Source organism: Vibrio ouci (genome assembly GCF_004551525.1).
Taxonomy (GTDB): domain Bacteria; phylum Pseudomonadota; class Gammaproteobacteria; order Enterobacterales; family Vibrionaceae; genus Vibrio; species Vibrio ouci.
The window spans coordinates 18013-33926 of sequence record NZ_SATR01000042.1 but is presented as its reverse complement, the minus strand read 5'-3'; the positions used below and the strand labels follow the sequence as shown (position 1 = coordinate 33926).

At 45.5% G+C, this 15914-nt stretch carries 14 protein-coding genes and 1 pseudogene; 3 read left to right on the top strand and 12 right to left on the bottom strand.

From position 1 onward, the window contains the following. Nucleotides 1-172: 172 nt before the first annotated feature. Nucleotides 173-775 carry a tyrosine-type recombinase/integrase gene (locus ELS82_RS20050; RefSeq protein WP_244230831.1) on the top strand — a complete coding sequence of 201 codons (603 nt, stop codon included), beginning with the start codon at nucleotides 173-175 and terminating at the stop codon, nucleotides 773-775. Nucleotides 776-895: 120 nt separating this feature from the next. Here ELS82_RS20050 and ELS82_RS20045 read toward each other — a convergent pair. The 3 genes and pseudogenes from ELS82_RS20045 to ELS82_RS20035 all read right to left on the bottom strand — a co-directional run. After that, nucleotides 896-1282, bottom strand: a pseudogene (locus ELS82_RS20045) (LysR substrate-binding domain-containing protein); the annotation flags it as partial. Next, the gene (gene yghU, locus ELS82_RS20040) at nucleotides 1279-2136 is read right to left on the bottom strand and encodes a glutathione-dependent disulfide-bond oxidoreductase (protein ID WP_134837054.1); all 858 of its coding nucleotides are present in this window, start codon (nucleotides 2134-2136) and stop codon (nucleotides 1279-1281) included. The pseudogene ELS82_RS20045 and the gene yghU, both read right to left, overlap by 4 nt. A gap of 222 nt (nucleotides 2137-2358) precedes the next feature. After that, nucleotides 2359-3012, bottom strand: coding sequence for an HAD family hydrolase (locus ELS82_RS20035; RefSeq protein WP_134837056.1), 654 nt, complete (start codon nucleotides 3010-3012; stop codon nucleotides 2359-2361). 238 nt (nucleotides 3013-3250) lie between these two features. On the opposite strand from ELS82_RS20035, the gene ELS82_RS20030 reads away from it, so the two are divergent. Together ELS82_RS20030 and ELS82_RS20025 are read left to right on the top strand one after the other, a co-directional pair. Beyond that, nucleotides 3251-3871: a heme-binding beta-barrel domain-containing protein gene (locus ELS82_RS20030; RefSeq protein WP_134837053.1), complete on the top strand. Its 621-nt coding sequence runs from the start codon at nucleotides 3251-3253 to the stop codon at nucleotides 3869-3871. A gap of 122 nt (nucleotides 3872-3993) precedes the next feature. Continuing rightward, the gene (locus ELS82_RS20025; protein ID WP_279630711.1) at nucleotides 3994-4896 is read left to right on the top strand and encodes an NAD(P)-dependent oxidoreductase; all 903 of its coding nucleotides are present in this window, start codon (nucleotides 3994-3996) and stop codon (nucleotides 4894-4896) included. 199 nt (nucleotides 4897-5095) lie between these two features. On the opposite strand, the gene katG is transcribed toward ELS82_RS20025, so the two are convergent. From katG to ELS82_RS19985, 9 genes are all read right to left on the bottom strand, one after another. Beyond that, nucleotides 5096-7267, bottom strand: coding sequence for a catalase/peroxidase HPI (gene katG / locus ELS82_RS20020; protein WP_134837051.1), 2172 nt, complete (start codon nucleotides 7265-7267; stop codon nucleotides 5096-5098). Between the two features lie 230 nt (nucleotides 7268-7497). Next, nucleotides 7498-8115, bottom strand: coding sequence for a glutathione S-transferase family protein (locus ELS82_RS20015; protein ID WP_134837050.1), 618 nt, complete (start codon nucleotides 8113-8115; stop codon nucleotides 7498-7500). Between the two features lie 8 nt (nucleotides 8116-8123). Further along, nucleotides 8124-9158 carry an NADPH-dependent curcumin/dihydrocurcumin reductase gene (curA, locus tag ELS82_RS20010; protein ID WP_134837049.1) on the bottom strand — a complete coding sequence of 345 codons (1035 nt, stop codon included), beginning with the start codon at nucleotides 9156-9158 and terminating at the stop codon, nucleotides 8124-8126. A 113-nt stretch (nucleotides 9159-9271) separates the two neighbouring features. After that, nucleotides 9272-9859: a TetR/AcrR family transcriptional regulator gene (locus ELS82_RS20005; protein ID WP_134837048.1), complete on the bottom strand. Its 588-nt coding sequence runs from the start codon at nucleotides 9857-9859 to the stop codon at nucleotides 9272-9274. Nucleotides 9860-9933: 74 nt separating this feature from the next. Then, complete coding sequence (locus ELS82_RS20000; RefSeq protein WP_134837047.1) at nucleotides 9934-11649, bottom strand: sensor domain-containing diguanylate cyclase; 1716 nt, start codon at nucleotides 11647-11649, stop codon at nucleotides 9934-9936. A gap of 160 nt (nucleotides 11650-11809) precedes the next feature. Further along, entirely contained in the window at nucleotides 11810-12124 is a 315-nt protein-coding gene (gene yqfB, locus ELS82_RS19995; protein ID WP_134837046.1) for a N(4)-acetylcytidine aminohydrolase, read from the bottom strand. Between the two features lie 83 nt (nucleotides 12125-12207). Beyond that, nucleotides 12208-12969 carry a sensor histidine kinase gene (locus ELS82_RS26985; protein ID WP_244230830.1) on the bottom strand — a complete coding sequence of 254 codons (762 nt, stop codon included), beginning with the start codon at nucleotides 12967-12969 and terminating at the stop codon, nucleotides 12208-12210. Nucleotides 12970-13001: 32 nt separating this feature from the next. Beyond that, nucleotides 13002-14492, bottom strand: coding sequence for a HAMP domain-containing protein (locus tag ELS82_RS19990; RefSeq protein WP_244230829.1), 1491 nt, complete (start codon nucleotides 14490-14492; stop codon nucleotides 13002-13004). A 206-nt stretch (nucleotides 14493-14698) separates the two neighbouring features. After that, nucleotides 14699-15889, bottom strand: a complete 1191-nt coding sequence (locus ELS82_RS19985) for a DEAD/DEAH box helicase (RefSeq protein ID WP_134837045.1) — start codon at nucleotides 15887-15889, stop codon at nucleotides 14699-14701. Nucleotides 15890-15914: the final 25 nt, after the last annotated feature.

Genomic DNA, 15914 nt, shown 5'->3' with positions numbered 1-15914 from the left:
AGAGCCTCTATTGATAAGTGATTGATTGTATTGTGGCCAGTTTTTCGTTTTGTACTTGGGCTTAGGCATGTTGTGAGCGAGGCAGTGGACTTCCCAGATCAGATCCCAGAGTTAACGTTTAGTTCCATTGAATTAGGAAACAAAGCCCACTGAGCTCAGAACACTAAGAGCTATGTTTAACAAGCTCATAAAATACAACCAGTGGGATTTACCGAATCCTCTAGCGGGAATTGAACTGGTAGCCAGCAGTGAGCGAGAGCTGGCGTTTTTAGCCAATGACCAGATTAATCCATTTCTAGCGCGAATACGCCAAGATAGCAGCCCTTCAGCTGAGCAAGTTTATGTGGCTTGCAAAGTATGCTTAGCGACAGGGGCCCGGATAGGGGAAGCACTTAGCTTAAAAAGGTCTCAGGTCAGTCAGTACAAATTGCTATTTACGGAAACAAAAGGGAAGAAGAACCGCTCAGTCCCGATATCTCCGGCTTTGTATAGTGCGCTACTGGATGCCGCGGTTAGTGAGTATTCGGTGTTTAACGTGAGTTATCATTCTGTTTGGGAGTGTGTAAAGCGTGCTTTGCCTGAGTATGTTCCGTCTGGGCAAGCAACCCATATATTGAGGCATACGTTCGCCAGTCATTTTATGATGAATGGCGGTGATATACTGGTACTGCAGCGTATTTTAGGCCATAGAAAAATCGAACAAACGATGGCTTATGCTCACTTTTCTCCAGACCATCTCATGCAGGCTGTTCATCTGAATCCACTAGAAAATTAGTGGCGACAAAGTGGCGACAAATTTCAATTAACCTCGGTTTTTGTCGGTTATAGCCAGTGTATCGCCACTATTTAGTTTTATCAGTTTGCACATAATAGTAACGCTGCCAACTGGCCATACCTAATCACTATTGATCAGCTGACTATGCAGCCAACTCAGTGCCGGATCGTTTAAGCTTGCCTGATTCCAAACCAGGCTATAGGCGACTTTGCCATACTCGAATGGAAGAGGTTTACTTACTAAGCTCTGCGCCTGCAGGGCTTGCTCTGCCCACATCTTAGAACATGTCAGCAAGTAATCTGTGTTGTGACAAAGTACCGCTGCTGCCCCAAAATCAGCCACTGAAACTGCAACCTTACGTGAGCCATGTTGTTGAGTCAGATTCTGTTCAAAGTAGGGTTCGGATAAGTCTTTATCTAAGATACCAATATGCTGATAGGAGAGATAACCCTCAATAGAAAGTGGAGTTTTAGCCAGTGCGTGATCGGCATCCATTAAACAGATTAAGGCTTGAGCTTAAGGACCTTATCAATATCTTCAGCGCTGTGGCGCTCTGGAACTTGCTCCCATTCTTCTCCCCACGCTCTGTTCACGATGCGGCCACGTTGTACCGCTTCACGCGCTTCAATTTGCTCTGCCCAACGCTTAACGTTCGTGTAGCTGTCGGTATCTAAGAACTCCGCCGCGTCATACGCTTTACCTAGCACTAAGTTGCCATACCAAGGCCATGTCGCGATGTCAGCGATCGAGTACTCGTCACCACCAAGATAAGTTGTTTTAGCAAGTTGCTTATCAAGTACATCTAACTGGCGTTTTGCTTCCATTGCAAAACGGTTAATTGGATACTCAAACTTCTCCGGTGCGTAGGCATAGAAGTGACCGAAACCACCGCCAAGGTAAGGCGCTGAGCCTTGCAGCCAGAACAACCAGTTCATGACTTGGGTTTTCGCTTTCATGTCTTGTGGTAAGAAGTGACCAAACTTCTCTGCAAGGTAAAGTAAGATGTGACCAGACTCAAACACATTGATTGGCTCATCACCTGATTGGTCAACCAGTGCAGGGATCTTAGAGTTCGGGTTAATTTCTACAAAACCTGATCCAAACTGATCGCCTTCGCCAATGCGGATAAGATAAGCGTCATATTCCGCTTCTTTCACACCAAGCGCTAGAAGCTCTTCAAGCATAATGGTTACTTTCTGGCCGTTCGGGGTACCCATAGAATGCAACTGAATAGGGTGTTCACCAACGGGAAGCGCTTGCTCATGACGAGCGCCAGAGTCTGGTCTATTGATACTTGCCCACTGGCCGCCATTCTCGTCTTCCATTTTCCATACTTTAGGTGGTACGTATTGGTTAGTCATTGTTATTCCTTATTCCGATTGATATCAGGCTAGGTTGAGCATTTAACAAGCAAGCTTAAACTTAACTCAACATACACTTATTACAGTTGGGATAAAATAATCGGTTAAAAGGGGGGTAAGGATTTTTTGTATAGAACGCTTGGTTATTGAAAATGGAGATTGGATATAAGTAAGTTCTAATGTAAGGGAAAGAAGCTTGGGGTGACCAAGCTTCTGATCCGATCAGCGACGGGTTTGCTTTAGGTGCTCTAACACTGCGCTAAGAGAAGGAAGAATAGCGTGGCCGAGTTGAATCACTTCAGGACTAGGTTCAACCAAGTCTGGAATTTGGAAGGTCATCATGTTGGCGCCAACAGCACTAATAACGCCGTTATTTGAATCTTCAAAAGCGAGGCATTTGCTTGGGTCAACCGCGAGTCTTTTCGCCGCTAAAAGGTAAATCTCTGGATCGGGTTTTCCGTTTGAGACTTCGCAACCGCAAGTGACTGAATCGAAATAGCCAGACAAGTTGGCCAACTGGAGCTTTTTCTCAGCAATGTCTTTATGTGTCGACGTTGCGACAGCAGTCGGAATGTTATTCGCTTTGAGCCAAGAGAGCATGTCGATAACCCCATCTTTTACCGGGATCGCTTGATGTTTGACGATGGCTTGGTAGTTCTCTTTCCATTCGTTGTGCAGTCGTTCAAGGTCGTCACCGTAGGCGTCGCGAAAAATCTTCTCAATGCCTGCTGAGTTTCTACCAATAATAGACAGATAAACGTCTTCATAGAAAGGCAGTTCTTGAGTGAGGCAGGCTTCTTTAAACACTCTCATACAGACTCTTTCTGTATCGAGTAAAAGGCCATCCATATCGAATATCGCGGCTTGATAGTTCATAGTTACAACTTGAATAGAATGAAAGAGCACCGATTTTGTCATACTTTTTCCAAAGCTAATAGAGACAAATTTATACAAATCAATAATCTATAATTATTACCAATCGCCTGAGTGAATGGGTACATATTCATTTACATACTTACGCTCAATGTAGGTTAAAAAATGATCTGGATTAATAAATTATAGCCCCATGTCCTTATAGTGCTTTCAAAGTCAATTCCTCAAAAGGATTATTACAATGAAAAAACTATTAGCACTGGGTATCACAGCAGCCATTTCAGCACCGGTAATGGCAGAGCATTCAACCATCGATGGTATGGATTTCGGTCCTCTTGCTCCGTTAGTTGGCACTTGGAAATCGGTGGAAACGGGTGGGGTGGATATGTCTCCGGGGCAAACGGACTCAGCAGTGGGTAAAGGTGGGCCGGCCGTCACGCCTTTTTATGAAGTGATGACGTTTGAAGTGGCAGCCGATGCGACCAATGCGAGTGATCAATATCTGGTCGCGCTTTACTACAAACAAGAAGTGTTCCGTAAGGCGGACGATTCTAAATTCCATGATCAGCGCGGTTACTTGATTTACGATCAAGAGAATCAGATTGTTTACAACTCATTTTGTGTACCGAGAACAACCTGTGTGACAGCAGAAGGCCCTGCAGGAGAAACGATGATCCTAAAGGCATCGACTCGCGGCATTGCTGAGTCTGAATACATGACGGCTAATGCGAAGACGACGGACTTTATTATGAACATCAGTATTTCTGATGACACGTTGACCTATTCACAAACCACGAGTTTGGATATTTACGGTAAGCCTTTTGCTCACACTGATACGAGTACGTTGGAAAAAGTGAAATAACCTCTTCACGCCACAAATAGATGCGATACAAAGCCCCTTTATGGGGCTTTGTTGTTTATTGCTGCCTACGCATATTAATTTGTCGTCCAATGTTTAGTACACTCCTGTGAAAACGAGAAGAAATAAACTCTGAGGGGAAGAAAGTGCAGGATAAAAAGGTAGCGTTTGTTGGTTTAGGTGTCATGGGTTACCCAATGGCGGGCTTTTTAAGCAAAGCAGGGTACGAGACGAAGGTTTTCAATCGCACTAAAGCGAAAGCTGACAAATGGGCAACAGAATACGCGGGGCAGGCTTGTGAAACGCCAAGCCAAGCAGCCCAAGACGCCGATGTCGTATTTGTTTGTGTGGGTAATGATGATGACGTACGTAGCGTAGTGTATGGCGAAGAAGGCATTCTAGCCACTTTGAAGCCGGGCGCAGTACTCGTTGATCATACAACGACGTCAGCGGAGTTAGCTGTTGAGTTAGCGCAAGCTGCAAAAGAGAATGGCAATACCTTTATTGATGCACCTGTATCTGGTGGTCAAGCGGGCGCAGAAAATGGCGTATTAACCATCATGTGTGGTGGCGAGCCAGCGATCTTCGATGCGGTTTCTCCAATCATGGATGTGTACGCGAAGCAAATGACACTGCTGGGTGAAAATGGTCAGGGTCAACGCTGTAAGATGGTTAACCAAATCTGTATTGGCGGCATTTTACAAGGTCTCAGCGAAGCCTTGTTACTGGCGCAAAAGTCGGGGTTAGACGTTGAACAGGTAGTCGAGACATTAAAACATGGCGCTGCCGGCTCATGGCAGATGGAAAATCGCGCTGTCACTATGTCTCAAGACAAATTCGACTTTGGTTTTGCCATTGATTGGATGCGTAAAGACTTAGGGTTCTGTTTAAAAGAAGCAGAGCGTGTAGGCCTAGAGCTTCCATTAACCAAAAAAGTGGACGAGCAGTACGCGGAGCTACAAGAAGATGGCTTTGGCCGCATGGACACGTCCGTACTCATGAAAGCGGTTGCGAAAAGTCAGCAGTAAGCCAACTAGTAAAAAATAAATAGTTCTTTGGTATCAAATAGCTTAAAGAAGTTAAAGTTATCCATATCTAACTCTCCTTGAACTGAGGTTTAAATAAAGAGGTGCTCATATGCACCTCTTTTCTCATTTAAGTGCTACATAGTTAACCCTAGTTGATGATTGTCCTCTTTACCAACTCCAACTAAAGATTGACTTGCGACTAGTTCAAATCGAAACGGTCAGCGTTCATTACTTTGGTCCATGCTGACACAAAGTCCTTCACGAATTTCTCTTTGTTGTCATCTTGAGCATAAACTTCAGCATACGCGCGCAGAATCGAGTTTGAACCGAAGACAAGGTCTGCGCGAGTCGCTGTCCATTTCTCTTCACCTGAACGACGCTCAATGATTGAGTAAGAGTTACGGCCGGTTGGCTTCCACAAGTAACGCATGTCAGTCAGGTTGATAAAGAAATCATTGGTTAATGCGCCTACTTGGTCGGTAAACACACCGTGCGCAGTGTTCGCGTGGTTAGTACCTAGCACTCGCATACCGCCCACAAGAACCGTCATTTCAGGTGCAGTTAGTCCCAATAGCTGAGCATGGTTGAGCATCAACTCTTCTGGTGTCGCAGAGTAGTGCTGTTTTTGCCAGTTACGGAAGCCATCAGCGATTGGCTCTAACACTGCAAATGAGTCAACATCAGTTTGCTCAAGAGTTGCATCGCCACGACCTGGCACGAACGGTACGCTAACCTCAACTCCTGCCGCTTTCGCCGCTTGTTCAATACCAAGGTTACCTGCAAGAACGATAGTGTCCGCAACGCTAACACCCGTTTCAGCAGCGATGCCTTCCAGAACAGATAGCACCTTAGCTAAGCGCTCTGGCTCATTACCTTCCCACTGGTTAAGTGGTGCTAGGCGGATACGGGCACCGTTTGCGCCACCACGTTTATCCGAGTTACGGAATGTACGTGCGCTATCCCACGCTGTTGCCACCATATCGCTAATCGATAGGCCACTTTGAGCAATCTTCGCTTTTATTGCTGCTACATCGTAATTTGCATTGCCCGCTGGTACGGGATCTTGCCAAACTAGCTCTTCAGCTGGAATGTCAGGGCCGAAGTAGCGACTCTTTGGCCCCATATCGCGGTGGGTCAATTTAAACCAAGCGCGAGCGAACGTTTCAGAGAAATACTCAGGGTCATTGTAGAAGCGGTCAGAGATCTTGCGATATTCGGGGTCAACGCGCAGCGCCATATCCGCATCTGTCATGATTGGATTCAGACGAATGCTTGGGTCTTCGACATCAACAGGCTTATCTTCTTCTTTGATATCCATTGGTTCCCACTGCCATGCACCTGCAGGGCTCTTACGTAGCCACCAATCGTAGTTAAGCAGTAGATAGAAATAGCCGTTATCCCACTCGGTTGGGTTGGTTGTCCACGCACCTTCGATACCACTGGTTACGGTGTCACGACCAATGCCACGAGCGCTGTGATTATTCCAACCTAAGCCTTGCTCATCGATATCAGCGCGTTCTGGCTCAGGGCCCAGTTTAGACGCATCACCGTTACCGTGCGCTTTACCTACTGTGTGACCACCAGCGGTTAATGCCACCGTTTCTTCGTCGTTCATACCCATACGAGCGAAGGTTTCACGCATGTCTTTCGCTGTTTTGATTGGATCCGGCTCGCCGTCAACGCCTTCAGGGTTCACGTAGATCAGGCCCATCATTACCGCTGCTAGAGGGTTTTCTAGGTCACGGTCATCTGAGTAGCGACTGTTTTCACCGCCACTTTCTTGTAACCACTCTTGCTCTGCGCCCCAGTAGATATCTTTTTCTGGGTGCCAAATATCTTCACGACCAAAGGCGAAACCGAACGTTTTCAATCCCATTGATTCGTAAGCCATGTTACCCGCTAGGATCATCAGGTCAGCCCAGCTGATCTTGTTGCCATATTTTTGCTTGATTGGCCAAAGTAGTCGGCGAGCTTTATCTAGGTTACCGTTATCTGGCCATGAGTTTAATGGAGCAAAACGTTGGTTACCGGTATCGGCACCGCCACGACCATCACCAATGCGGTACGTACCAGCAGAGTGCCAAGCCATACGAATCATTAAACCGCCGTAGTGTCCCCAGTCTGCTGGCCACCATTCTTGGCTGTCTGTCATCAGATGCGTTAAGTCTTGTTTTAAGGCTTCAACATCAAGCTTCTTGAGTTGATCTTTATAGCTAAAGTCTTCACCCATAGGGTTAGACTTTTTATCATGTTGATGAAGGATGTCTAGGTTAAGCGCATTTGGCCACCACGCGACGTTTGAAGTATTGGAAGACGTTGCTCCGCCGTGCATGATCGGGCATTGACCGCCGTTGTTTTTGTTATGTTCCATGAATTGCTCCTAGAGTGTCACAGCAAGTAAGTAGTGTGAGTTAAGAACCACGCTTATAGTGTGGTCTTTGTTGTACATAGAATAGGAGCTTATGGCGTTTTTATAAATCTGGTTATAGCTATGCTTTCAATAGGTATTTTCTATCGTAATCTAAACAGGGAGTTAGACGGACATAGAGAGTAGTACGAGAGGGGAAAGTAGCGCTGCTATCAAACAGCAGCGCCAAAGGCTTAGCCGTATTGAACTTCCAACTGTTCTGCTTTTTGCCAAGCTGCATGAGTCGCGAGTTGTTTGGCGTATTGAGTGATGTTTGGGTAGCGTTCCATCAGTCCGAACTTGTTCAGTGCCTCAACAATGAATGACATCATAATATCAGCGCCAGTCAACTTATCAGCTACAAAGTAACGCTTGCCTTCAAGCGATTGGTCGACGTAGCTCATCACTTTATCAAGCTCTAGTTCTGCGTAATCAGAAAGAAAGTTGGTTGGCGCGCCATCTTTAGCGACGAATATTTTTAGAAGCAGTGGTAGAGCCGCCGAACTTTCAGCGAAATGCAGCCATTGGATATAGTCGATGTACTCTTCACTGTCACGGCTTGGAGCAAGACGCTCTGCGGCATATTTGCTGATCAAGTACTCTGTAATTGCACCAGATTCTGTAATCACTCGACCTTGATCTTCAATCACAGGGGACTTGCCAAGTGGGTGAATGGATTTGAGTTCTGGTGGAGCAAGAAAGGTCACGCTGTCTCGCTGATAAGGAATGATCTTATATTCCACTTCGAGCTCTTCGAGAAGCCAGATAATACGCTTAGAACGGGATTGGTTTAAGTGGTGTAAAGTAATCATGCTAGCTCCTATACTGGTTCGTTCGTTTTGACGACGAGTTTGCCAAAATTCTTGCCTTCTAATAGACCTATGAATGCTTCAGGTGCGTTTTCTAGCCCTTCCATTAAGTGCTCTCGGTAGTGAATTTTTCCTTCTGATACCCATTGTGTCATTTGTTGGGCAAACTCACCGTAACGGTGGCCGTAGTCATCAAAGATGATGAAACCTTGCATCTTGATGCGTTTAATCAGTAGTTGCGCCATCAACATAGACATACGATCTGGCCCATCAGGCAGTGAGGTTGCGTTGTATTGTGAAATCAAGCCACACAGTGGGATACGAGCGCCGGTATTGAGTAGGGGCATGACAGCATCGAAAACCTTGCCGCCTACATTTTCAAAGTAGACGTCAATGCCGTTACCACACACGCTAGCAAGCTGATCAGCGAAATCTTCTGCTTTGTGGTCGATACATTCATCAAAACCCAACTGGTCTTTCGCATAACGGCACTTCTCTTCACCGCCTGCAACACCAATCACTCGACATCCTTTTAACTTACCAATTTGGCCGACCATCGAGCCCACTGCGCCTGTTGCTGCCGCAACCACTAGGGTATCGCCTTCTTTAGGTTGACCGATGTCGAGTAGGCCCATATAAGCGGTAAAGCCTGGCATACCCATAACACCGAGAGCATAAGATGGATGGCTTGGGTTCATGCCCATTTTAATCAGGCCTTCACCGTCAGAAATGCCGTAGTCTTGCCAACCCGTGAACGCTAATACCCATTCACCTTTATCAAAGTTAGGGTGATTAGACTCCATAACCTGACAGACTGTGCCACCAACCATTGTTTCACCAAGGGCTACGGGGTCTGCGTAAGATTTAGCATCGCTCATTCGACCACGCATGTAAGGGTCTAATGAAAGATAGACACTACGTAACAGGATCTCTCCTTGTCTCGGAGTTGGAATGTCAGCGTGTTCTAGACGAAAGTTGTCAGAAGTAGGTGCGCCAACAGGGCGTGATGCCAAAACAATTTGGCGATTTGTTGTAGGATTTGACATGGTAATGATTCCTTATTAGACCGGTCGTCTAGTTGTTATTTCAAAAAATCCCGTCCTCAAATGGACGGGAGATTTAACGATTCAATGATTATTAACTGAGAACAAATTAATAGCTAATTAGTGCCTAAACGCTGCTTAGTCGTCGCTAGACACAATTCAAGATGAGATTGGTCTTGCATCAACTTGTTGAGTAGGCTTGCTCCAAGCCATTGTTGATAAAGCTGGCTAGCAACCTCGTGGCAATGTAGTGGGGCAATAGAGCCATCATCAATGCCTCGTTGCAGCGTATTTGCGAGCGCTTGAATGATAAGTTCTGCACCGTTGGCAAGTGATACGCGCATAGTGTCGGAGAGATCAGAAACCTCTGCACTTAATTTTACAATCAGACACTTGTTAGCATTGCACACGCCATTATCCATCGCCAACCATCGTGAAAAGTAGTCAAGCAAACAGTCACGGCCATTCATTTCTGGTTGGCTGAGTACCAATTGGATACGAGCCATGTAGCTGCGGACATACTCTTCAATCAAAGCTTCGCCGAACTGCTCTTTCGACTTGAAGTAGTGATAAAATGAGCCTTTTGGTACGTCAGCAGATTTCAATAGTTGAGCCAAACCCACGGCAGTAAAGCCTTTACTGACAATGAGTTCATAGCCAACATCTAAAATATGCTGGCGAGTGTCTTGTGTTTTTGCGTTCATGGCGACAAGCATAATGATGATTAGACCAGTCGTCTAGTAACTTTTACCTTTTAAAGATCCCAACTTCTAGTTCTTCATTCACTTTTTTTAAGTGGCAGTACCTCTGATGGGCCATCTTGTGTACTTAATTTAGTAGGCTCAAGCTTTAACTGACTATGAATCGCTTGGCTACGGCCGTTATCTTTGGCTTGATATAGGGCAGTGTCAGCAACCTTGACCAGCTCTTGTGGTGAGGCATTGAGATCGGGGAAGGTTGTCACGCCGATAGAAACCCCGAGTTGCCCCAGGGAAAGGCCTTTCATATCGAGATGAAGTTCGCGCACCTCTGCGACGATGTTATTTGCCAGAGTGAGTGACTCATCTATGGTTGTATTCGGGCAGATGATTGCCAGTTCTTCACCGCCTAAACGACAAGCAACCTGACCATCCGCGATATTTCGGTTTAGTAAGCTTGCGACCTCTTTAAGGACAAAGTCTCCGGCATCATGACCGAAGTTGTCGTTAAATCGCTTGAAGTGGTCGAGATCGAGCATTAGCAAAGAAAGGCTCGCCCCATCTTGGTTGGCTTTAGACCATTCAGTGTCGAGCACTTCTTCAAAGTAACGTCGATTGTATAGGCCAGTGAGTGGGTCGCGCATTGCTTGAGAACGAAGTTTCTCTTGTAGGCTGAGGTTGGCGAGCGCTAAGCCAAGGTGCTCAGCTAGAGTGTAGGTAATCTGTTTGGTCTCTTCGCTAACAACATGATCATTACGACCAAAATAGAGGTGGAACATACCGACCGTATTACCGTGAGCGGTCAAAGGGACGCAAAGGGTAGTACCGCCGTGCTCTAATCCGCTCATGTGGCTGCACTCTAAGTTGTGGTATTTGGCGTGAGATAAGTGTGATTTACCTTTGCGCAATGCCCAGCAATCGTTCGGCGCATAAACTGTGCTCGCTGGCCAGTGACCTCCCCAATCTAGCTTCACTTCAAGTTGGTTGCGTGATTCACGCATGATAGAGACGCAACCGTTGATGTCACCAAGGATACGCGGAATGATGTCCGCCACCACAGCTTGTGCTTCTTTGATGCTATTACACGCTGCGAGCATATTGGCGAGTTGGTGGAGGAGTTCGATTTCGCGAGTACTTTTCTCAATGCGCTGTTCTTGAAGTTGGCGTTCGTGGTTAACCACTGAGAAGATCTTTCGATTGCTAAACCAAGAAGAGCATATCAAGACGGCAAATGAGCACGCCATCAGGAAGTAAAAGATAACTTCTAGGTCATTGGTCATCGCGGCTAATGCGGTCAGTGGCATGGCGAGCCTGATGACATACTTGGTATCGTGGCCATGTTCGTCAGGGGGAAGTTTTAATTGTTTGGCGACATAGAGTAAGTCTTGGTTGATGCTTTCACTGTGGCGCTTGGACATGCCTAGTTCACCATTCAAAGCACTGATCACTTCTGGGCGACTACTGTGGTCGTCTAGTTTGTTTATTTCCCAGTTCGATAACTGAGAGTCACCGAGCACAAGTCCGCTACTATGAATGACGGTAAAGCGTTGTCCAAAACGGGATTGGGATAAGTTATCAATAAAGGCGTCGATTTCCGGTTGGCTCATATCGTAAAGATCGAGCTGTTTCTCTTCAATTTGGTGAGCAACATCATCAAGTAGGCTCGACATATAGCCGCTGACGATTTTAGTGGTCCATGTATTAAGCGTATGGTGAAAGTAGTATCCCCCAGCAATCATGGATATGGCCAGTGCTAAGATGGGCAGAAATTGGAATCGGTTGAGAGTTGCTGTCATTAATGTCCACACTTAATAAGAGGATATTGATTAAATTGAAGTTTTTCTTATATAAGTGTAGTTGAGTAAGGAGTAGGGTAAGGTAAAAAGTAAACTTTGGGACTAGGGTCAAATATTGAGCCTAGCAGGCAGTGGTCGCTACCTGCAGGGCGTAGTTAGATCAAACAAGCTCGTAGCTGATTTCAAATAGCGTGTCTGTGTTTGGGTAAATTTCTCTGATCAGCTTCTTCAGCTTTGGCAGCTCAATGTACTCTTGCTCTGCGTGGAACTGATTAATATCGTCATAGTTCAGTGACTTGACCGACAGAATCTTTACTTCACATACTTTTTGATCGGTTTCAAGCGTATAGACCTCAACCGTTGTCCCCGGCACATAGTGAGACTCAGACTCGTCTCTGATCGTAATGGTTTTCTTTCCCGATGCGACTAATGGCGTTAAAAACTCGAAGAAAGTAATTTTAGTTGGTGCTTCCATTGCGTTACCTGCTTAGATTAATGAGTGAAAGCTCTAGATAATAGGAATCGCATTTTAAATCAGTCACTACACTTTAGAAAGGGTTACTGAGTGACCGCGGCCAGAGTATCGATAGACAAAGCGATTCGGGTCCCTTTGTTGACTTCACTTTTTACATCGATAACGCCTGCGAGTTTCTGTGTGCAAATGTTGTATACCATATGCATGCCAAGCCCCGTGCCGCCTTTGGCTCTAAGGGTAGTAAAAAATGGTTGGAAGATTTTCTTTTGATTTTCAGGAGAAATACCGACGCCATTGTCTTCCACGACTATATTAAGTTTCCCATTTGTTTCATTCGCACTGATCATAATAACCCGTTCTTGATGTGAATCCTCACCGACAAAGCCGTGTACCGCGCTATTGTTAAGTAGCTCTTCTAACACGCACTGTAGTGAAATTGGGGGCAAGAATAGTTGCAGTGATTCGTCACACTCTATTTCGATGCCAATCGATTTATTAGATAGGATGCCTTGTTCGTGAAGGACGGCGTCGTCGAGGAGTTGTTTAAGGTTTATGACTTTTGCTTCTTCCGCAGTCATTTTTTGATTGATCTGTTTGAGCTTACTGACTAGGGCGACCGAGCGATTGATATTACTGACGATCATTTCAACGCATTCGTTAGCAATTTGCAGAAATCTATTAAGGTCATCTGTTGTGATCGTTTTGTCTGAAAACTTATTGGCAACATCATCAAGTTGCTCACTAAGAAGCGATAAACTGGTAACGGAAATACCCAAAGGAGTATTAAGCTCATGGGCAACGCCGACCACCATCCCCGTAAGCGCAGACATTTTCTCCGCTTCCATCAGTTGATCTTGTGTACGTTTGAATTTTTCAATCAAGGTTTGAACGAATGCTCATTGTTTTCAATTTGCATGGCTTTGTTTTCGATTTCATCTTCGACTTCGTCGATTAAGGAGCGCAAGCTTAGGATCATCGAGTGGAGAGAATTGGCCAGAATATCTTTATCGCTGCTTGGTTCAATATCAATGTTATTAAGGTTGCCTTTAGCCACATGATGGAGCACCTGAATGTTTGATTCGAGCCGGTCCATCAAATGATTAAAAGATAAGGCGACGTCTCCAGCTTCGGTACCAAATTCAATGGGAACTCGTTTGGAGTAGTCACCATCTTTGCTGATCGTTTCGATGACCTGTAACGTTTCTAACCAACTCATCTTAACGCCATGCTCTGACACATTAAGTCCAAGGCGTTCTGCTTGTTCGGTAACTCGGTGGATCTTGAAATACTTGAGTAAGTAGAAACAAGCGTATGAGTTTAGTGCCGACCAAAGTAATATAGTCAATAAGCCAATGAGCTGTATTGTCGGTCCCCATAATTGTTGCGATTGCTCGGAAGTACCGACGATAGCGCCAGCGTAAAGGGTGCCGATAATGCCGCAGAACAAATGGACAGGAATGGCTCCAACCGGGTCATCAATACGTAACGCGATCAGCAATTTGTCACCGAAATAAACGGTGAGAGAGGCAATGATGCCGAGTAATACGACATCTAGAGTATTAAACAAATCCGCACCAGCAGTAACGATAACTAAGCCACCTAATACACTATTAAGTATCACAAACACGGGGATATGTCGGGCACGGTGAACCAGAAGCAAAGTGACAAACCCGGACACGACGCCACACATTAAAGTGTTAAACAGAACTGTTGCTACCCGTTCGTCAAATTGATAGAAGCTGCCACCATTAAATCCCATCCAAGCAAACACCATCAAAAACACACCAATAGTGACGAGTGTATGGTTGTATGAAGGGATCTCGCTGACTTGCTGATTGTCAATAAATCGGTCTTTACGCGGGCCGATGACGATAGTCCCAATCAAACCAATCATCCCGCCGACTACATGAACGGTCGCGCCGCCTGCAAAATCATGGAACCCAAGTTGGGATAGCCAAGAGTTAGGGTTCCATGTCCAGTATGAAACAACCGGGTGAGTTAACAATCCGATCAATGTGGACGCATAGATATAACCGCGGAAGCTCATTCGTTCTGCCACACACCCTGAAACGATGGTTGCTGCGGTGGCAACGAACATAAGGTTAAACATTAAGACCGGCAACTGCGCCGTTTTCGGTGGAAAGGTTTCGAAGGAGAGGAGAGAGTTGCCTTGCGCAAGGTGAAACCCAATAAAGACGTAAACAATCGAAACGACGAGGAAGTCGGCCATGTTTTTCATAGCCACATTGACTGAGTTTTTAGCTCGAACGCATCCGGTTTCGACTAGGGTAAATCCAGCCTGCATAAAAAAGGCAATACATGTACAGGCTAATAACCATAGAAGAGACACATAATCAGTCCCAGCCATACTTACCCCTTTAGCCTTACGTTATTACTTAACAATAAGCGTAGACGATGTAATAAAAATGCTGAACTGACTTGATGTTAAATATGAATCTTCACAAAGAGATAAATAAGTAACCAAGAGTGAGCTGTCGAGAGGAATTAGAACAAGAAAGGAATGGTTGCTGACGAAAAGGCGCCAGCAACCAAGTTAGGCTAGGGGGTAATCAGCTATTGTTCGGTACGCTTGTGTTTTGGTACATAGTTCAAGATAGAGATAGGCACAGGCTTACGAGGCTCAAACCCTTCCACTTCGCGGCGTTCAAGTAAGTGACCAAGACGGCTCTCAATCATACAAAGGTTTTTAAAGTTATCTTTTGACACGAATGAGATTGCTTCACCTTGCGCATCCGCGCGACCTGTACGACCAATACGGTGGACATATTCATCAGATGGGAAAGGTAAATCATAGTTGATTACACGGCTTAGCCCTTCAATATCGATGCCTCGGGCACCAACACCAGTGGCGATCATGTATTTGATTTTACCGGCTTTGAAATCTTCCAGTAGCTTTGAGCGGATTGCTTGACTGCGACCACTGTGGAAAGCTTCAGCTTCAATACCACGTTTTTCAAGCTGGCTTGCCAGTTTAGCTGCGCCATGCTTAGTTTCAATGAAGATCAACGCTTGATCCCATTCGTTCTCTTTAATTAAGTGGCTTAGAAGCGCAGACTTCTTATCTTTATCAACCGTAATCAACCACTGTTCGATGTTCTTCTTCGATGCTTGATTAGCGGCAATTGAAATCTCGTACGGGTTGTGAACCGCAGTTTTTGCTAGATCGCGAACCTTGTTCGAAAGCGTTGCAGAAAACAGTAGGTTCTGAATATCTGTTGGCAAGCGATCTAAGATTTTGTTGATGTCTTCAATAAAGCCCATATCTAACATACGGTCGGCTTCATCGAGCACTAAGATTTCAACTTCTTCAAAATAAACGGCACGTTTGCCATACATATCAAGCAAACGTCCAGGTGTAGCCACAAGAATGTCTACGCCTTCGATCAATGCTTGTTTCTGTGGCTGTTCGTCAACGCCACCGTACATTGCTAAAGAAGTAAGGTTCAAGTGTTTGCCGTACTCTTGAACTTTCTGCTCAACCTGAACCGCGAGCTCGCGAGTTGGAGCTAAAATCAACGCACGAATACGCTTCTTACGTTGAGTTTCACCGCGCGATAGTTTTTCCAAAATTGGTAGGACAAAACTTGCTGTTTTACCGGTACCGGTTTGAGCAGCAGCAATCAAATCTTCGCCATCAAGAATGACAGGGATAGCTTTGTTTTGAATGTTGGTTGGCTTGTCGTAACCAAGTTCAGAAATTGCGGTAGTGATAGGTTGGCTTAAGCCGAGTTTTGAGAATGGCATGTTTACACTCTGGATCTAGATGAAT

Coding starts and splice junctions, on each gene's coding strand:
- ELS82_RS20030 (WP_134837053.1), top strand. CDS start 3,251: ATGAAAAAACTATTAGCACTGGGTATCACAGCAGCCATTTCAGCACCG.
- ELS82_RS19985 (WP_134837045.1), bottom strand. CDS start 15,889: ATGCCATTCTCAAAACTCGGCTTAAGCCAACCTATCACTACCGCAATT.
- ELS82_RS19990 (WP_244230829.1), bottom strand. CDS start 14,492: ATGGCTGGGACTGATTATGTGTCTCTTCTATGGTTATTAGCCTGTACA.
- ELS82_RS20035 (WP_134837056.1), bottom strand. CDS start 3,012: ATGAACTATCAAGCCGCGATATTCGATATGGATGGCCTTTTACTCGAT.
- ELS82_RS26985 (WP_244230830.1), bottom strand. CDS start 12,969: ATGGAAGCGGAGAAAATGTCTGCGCTTACGGGGATGGTGGTCGGCGTT.
- katG (WP_134837051.1), bottom strand. CDS start 7,267: ATGGAACATAACAAAAACAACGGCGGTCAATGCCCGATCATGCACGGC.
- curA (WP_134837049.1), bottom strand. CDS start 9,158: ATGTCAAATCCTACAACAAATCGCCAAATTGTTTTGGCATCACGCCCT.
- yqfB (WP_134837046.1), bottom strand. CDS start 12,124: ATGGAAGCACCAACTAAAATTACTTTCTTCGAGTTTTTAACGCCATTA.
- ELS82_RS20050 (WP_244230831.1), top strand. CDS start 173: ATGTTTAACAAGCTCATAAAATACAACCAGTGGGATTTACCGAATCCT.
- yghU (WP_134837054.1), bottom strand. CDS start 2,136: ATGACTAACCAATACGTACCACCTAAAGTATGGAAAATGGAAGACGAG.
- ELS82_RS20005 (WP_134837048.1), bottom strand. CDS start 9,859: ATGAACGCAAAAACACAAGACACTCGCCAGCATATTTTAGATGTTGGC.
- ELS82_RS20015 (WP_134837050.1), bottom strand. CDS start 8,115: ATGATTACTTTACACCACTTAAACCAATCCCGTTCTAAGCGTATTATC.
- ELS82_RS20000 (WP_134837047.1), bottom strand. CDS start 11,649: ATGACAGCAACTCTCAACCGATTCCAATTTCTGCCCATCTTAGCACTG.